The organism is Cryobacterium sp. TMB3-10 (genome assembly GCF_004402305.1).
GTDB lineage: Bacteria > Actinomycetota > Actinomycetes > Actinomycetales > Microbacteriaceae > Cryobacterium > Cryobacterium zongtaii.
On the sequence record NZ_SOGH01000023.1, the window covers coordinates 1 to 5,264 of the forward strand.

Genomic DNA, 5,264 nt, shown 5'->3' on the forward strand with positions numbered 1-5,264 from the left:
AAGTCCGGCGGTGTCCTACTCTCCCACAGGGTCCCCCCTGCAGTACCATCGGCGCAAAGAGTCTTAGCTTCCGGGTTCGGAATGTGACCGGGCGTTTCCCTCTTGCTATAGCCGCCGAAACACCTGGTGATGGTGAATCGAATCTATATTTTTTAGTTATAGAGCCCTCCGTGGAGGGCGTTTGTTCTCGACCGTACATCGAGAACCACATAGTGGACGCATAGCAGCTTATTCAAACTGAGTGTTATCAAATTATCGGCTTATTAGTACCGGTCAGCTCCAAGAGTCTTTAGTCCTCTCTTCCACATCCGGCCTATCAACGCAGTAGTCTAGCTGCGAGCCTCTCCCCCTAAGGGATGGAAATCTCATCTCGAAGCCGGCTTCCCGCTTAGATGCTTTCAGCGGTTATCCGTTCCGAACGTAGCTAATCAGCGGTGCTCCTGGCGGAACAACTGACACACCAGAGGTTCGTCCATCCCGGTCCTCTCGTACTAGGGATAGATCTTCTCAAATTTCCTGCGCGCGCAGCGGATAGGGACCGAACTGTCTCACGACGTTCTAAACCCAGCTCGCGTACCGCTTTAATGGGCGAACAGCCCAACCCTTGGGACCTACTCCAGCCCCAGGATGCGACGAGCCGACATCGAGGTGCCAAACCATGCCGTCGATATGGACTCTTGGGCAAGATCAGCCTGTTATCCCCGAGGTACCTTTTATCCGTTGAGCGACAGCGCTTCCACAAGCCACTGCCGGATCACTAGTCCCGACTTTCGTCCCTGCTCGACTTGTCAGTCTTACAGTCAAGCTCCCTTGTGCACTTACACTCGACACCTGATTGCCAACCAGGTTGAGGGAACCTTTGGGCGCCTCCGTTACTTTTTAGGAGGCAACCGCCCCAGTTAAACTACCCACCAGGCACTGTCCCTGAACCGGATCACGGTTCGAAGTTAGGTATCCAATATGACCAGAGTGGTATTTCAACGATGACTCCACCTGAACTAGCGTCCAAGCTTCAAAGTCTCCCACCTATCCTACACAAGCCACACCGAACACCAATACCAAGCTGTAGTAAAGGTCACGGGGTCTTTCCGTCCTGCTGCGCGTAACGAGCATCTTTACTCGTAATGCAATTTCGCCGAGTTCGCGGTTGAGACAGCTGGGAAGTCGTTACGCCATTCGTGCAGGTCGGAACTTACCCGACAAGGAATTTCGCTACCTTAGGATGGTTATAGTTACCACCGCCGTTTACTGGGGCTTAAATTCTCAGCTTCGCCTTGCGGCTAACCGTTCCTCTTAACCTTCCAGCACCGGGCAGGCGTCAGTCCGTATACATCGTCTTGCGACTTGGCACGGACCTGTGTTTTTAGTAAACAGTCGCTTCCCACTGGTCTCTGCGGCCTTCGAACGCTCCAGGAGTAAATCCCTTCACGCCTCAGGCCCCCCTTCTCCCGAAGTTACGGGGGCATTTTGCCGAGTTCCTTAACCACGATTCTCTCGATCTCCTTAGTATTCTCTACCTGATCACCTGAGTCGGTTTGGGGTACGGGTGACTAAAACCTCGCGTCGATGCTTTTCTTGGCAGCATAGGATCACTGATTTCGCCCTTACGGGCTACCCATCGGGTCTCAGGCTTAATGAACGACGGATTTGCCTATCGTTCGCCCTACATCCTTAGACCGGGACAACCATCGCCCGGCTCAGCTACCTTCCTGCGTCACACCTGTTAATACGCTAACCGCACCAGCATAGGGTCGCACGCTAGGCCTCACGCTTCACCCCGAAGGGATCCATCTAGAGGATTCAGATGCTTAGCATTACTGGATTAGCTTGGACGGTTTTTCATCAGTACGGGAATATAAACCCGTTGTCCATCGACTACGCCTGTCGGCCTCGCCTTAGGTCCCGACTTACCCAGGGCGGATTAGCCTGGCCCTGGAAACCTTGATCTTTCGGAGGACGGGTTTCTCACCCGTCTTTCGCTACTCATGCCTGCATTCTCACTCGTGTAGCCTCCACGGCTGGTTTACACCGCCGCTTCGCTGGCCACACGACGCTCTCCTACCCATCAACACGGCTGAACCAACACCACAAGGGTGCGGCTTACCAAAAATATCAATGCCACAACTTCGGTGGCGTGCTTGAGCCCCGTTACATTGTCGGCGCGGAATCACTTGACCAGTGAGCTATTACGCACTCTTTCAAGGGTGGCTGCTTCTAAGCCAACCTCCTGGTTGTCTATGCAACTCCACATCCTTTCCCACTTAGCACGCGCTTTGGGACCTTAGATGGTGGTCTGGGTTGTTTCCCTCTCGACGATGAAGCTTATCCCCCACCGTCTCACTGCTGCGCTCTCACTTACCGGCATTCGGAGTTTGGCTAACGTCAGTAACCTTTTAGGGCCCATCGGCTATCCAGTAGCTCTACCTCCGGCAAGAAACACGCAACGCTGCACCTAAATGCATTTCGGAGAGAACCAGCTATCACGAAGTTTGATTGGCCTTTCACCCCTATCCACAGCTCATCCCCTCCATTTTCAACTGAAGTGGGTTCGGTCCTCCACGACGTCTTACCGTCGCTTCAACCTGGCCATGGATAGATCACTTCGCTTCGGGTCTAGGACATGCGACTGAATCGCCCTATTCAGACTCGCTTTCGCTACGCATTCCCCTCTCGGGTTAAGCTCGCCACATATCACTAACTCGCAGGCTCATTCTTCAAAAGGCACGCTGTCACACCAACAAAGGGTGCTCCAACGGTTTGTAAGCAAACGGTTTCAGGTACTATTTCACTCCCCTCCCGGGGTACTTTTCACCTTTCCCTCACGGTACTTGTTCACTATCGGTCATGTAGGAGTATTTAGGCTTATCAGGTGGTCCTGACAGATTCACACGGGATTTCTCGGGCCCCGTGCTACTTGGGATACTCTTCGCGCCATTGGAACATTTCGACTACGGGGTTCGCACCCTCTATGACCAGGCTTTCAATCCTGTTCGTCTATATTCCTTTGTAACGCTCACTGTTCGGCAGAATCAGCAGAAAAGTCCCGCAACCCCGACCATGCAACGCCTGCCGGCTATCACACATGATCGGTTTAGCCTCTTCCGGGTTCGCTCGCCACTACTAACGGAATCACTATTGTTTTCTCTTCCTGTGGGTACTGAGATGTTTCACTTCCCCACGTTCCCTCTACCCGCCCTATATATTCAGGCGGGAGTCACCAGGTCACCTTGCGGGCCTGGCGGGGTTTCCCCATTCGGACATCCTCGGATCACAGTTCGTTTATCAACTCCCCGAGGCTTATCGCAGATTACTACGTCCTTCTTCGGCTCTACATGCCAAGGCATTCACCGTTTGCTCTTGAAAATTTGAAATCACATGAGTTTGAATCGATTAAGTGCCGCGAATAAATTCGCGACCGAAATTGACCAATGATCACACACTTCGAAAAGTGTGTTGATCTTTGTAATTTGACCCCGAAGGGTTCAAATTTAAGATGCTCGCGTCCACTGTGTAGTTCTCAAAGTACGGGCGGTACCCCTTACGACCAGCGACCCCGAAAGGTACGACTGCTGACCGAAAAAGGTCCAGAGGAAAAGTCCACTCACCACTCGAAAGTGATTCGTGTTCCGGTCCCTCAGGACCCAACAGCGTGCATATGCAAACCCGCCTGACCCAACCCTTTCCATTCACCGAGGTGAAGTACTGAGATCGAACCGATTGGCTCTGCATCAATGTCAATGTTCCACCCATGAGCGCCATCGAAGAACATTCGTCTTCGTATGACTTGGCAGTGTTACTCCGCTGTATACAGACGGCACTGCTGTGCTCCTTAGAAAGGAGGTGATCCAGCCGCACCTTCCGGTACGGCTACCTTGTTACGACTTAGTCCTAATCACCGATCCCACCTTCGACAGCTCCATCCCTTGCGGGTTTGGCCACTGGCTTCGGGTGTTACCGACTTTCATGACTTGACGGGCGGTGTGTACAAGGCCCGGGAACGTATTCACCGCAGCGTTGCTGATCTGCGATTACTAGCGACTCCGACTTCATGAGGTCGAGTTGCAGACCTCAATCCGAACTGAGACCGGCTTTTTGGGATTCGCTCCACCTTGCGGTATTGCAGCCCTTTGTACCGGCCATTGTAGCATGCGTGAAGCCCAAGACATAAGGGGCATGATGATTTGACGTCATCCCCACCTTCCTCCGAGTTGACCCCGGCAGTATCCCATGAGTTCCCACCATTACGTGCTGGCAACATAGGACGAGGGTTGCGCTCGTTGCGGGACTTAACCCAACATCTCACGACACGAGCTGACGACAACCATGCACCACCTGTATAGAGACCTTGCGGGGCGACTGTTTCCAGCCGTTTCCTCTATATGTCAAGCCTTGGTAAGGTTCTTCGCGTTGCATCGAATTAATCCGCATGCTCCGCCGCTTGTGCGGGCCCCCGTCAATTCCTTTGAGTTTTAGCCTTGCGGCCGTACTCCCCAGGCGGGGAACTTAATGCGTTAGCTGCGACACGGAGACCGTGGAATGGTCCCCACATCTAGTTCCCAACGTTTACGGCATGGACTACCAGGGTATCTAATCCTGTTCGCTCCCCATGCTTTCGCTCCTCAGCGTCAGTTACGGCCCAGAGATCTGCCTTCGCCATTGGTGTTCCTCCTGATATCTGCGCATTCCACCGCTACACCAGGAATTCCAATCTCCCCTACCGCACTCTAGTCTGCCCGTACCCACTGCAGGCCCGAGGTTGAGCCTCGGGTTTTCACAGCAGACGCGACAAACCGCCTACGAGCTCTTTACGCCCAATAATTCCGGACAACGCTTGCACCCTACGTATTACCGCGGCTGCTGGCACGTAGTTAGCCGGTGCTTTTTCTGCAGGTACCGTCACTTTCGCTTCTTCCCTACTAAAAGAGGTTTACAACCCGAAGGCCGTCGTCCCTCACGCGGCGTTGCTGCATCAGGCTTGCGCCCATTGTGCAATATTCCCCACTGCTGCCTCCCGTAGGAGTCTGGGCCGTGTCTCAGTCCCAGTGTGGCCGGTCACCCTCTCAGGCCGGCTACCCGTCGTCGCCTTGGTGAGCCATTACCTCACCAACTAGCTGATAGGCCGCGAGTCCATCCTTGACCGAAATTCTTTCCAACTCCTAGCCATGCGGCTGAAGTTCGTATCCGGTATTAGACACCGTTTCCAGTGCTTATCCCAGAGTCAAGGGCAGGTTACTCACGTGTTACTCACCCGTTCGCCACTGATC

General features: G+C 53.6%; 3 rRNA genes. All 3 read right to left on the reverse strand.

The features are described 5' to 3' along the window. Window positions 1-2: 2 nt before the first annotated feature. Window positions 3-119, reverse strand: a 5S ribosomal RNA gene (gene rrf, locus E3T22_RS12725). A 124-nt stretch (window positions 120-243) separates the two neighbouring features. Beyond that, window positions 244-3,371, reverse strand: a 23S ribosomal RNA gene (locus E3T22_RS12730). 462 nt (window positions 3,372-3,833) lie between these two features. Continuing rightward, window positions 3,834-5,264, reverse strand: a 16S ribosomal RNA gene (locus E3T22_RS12735); the annotation flags it as partial.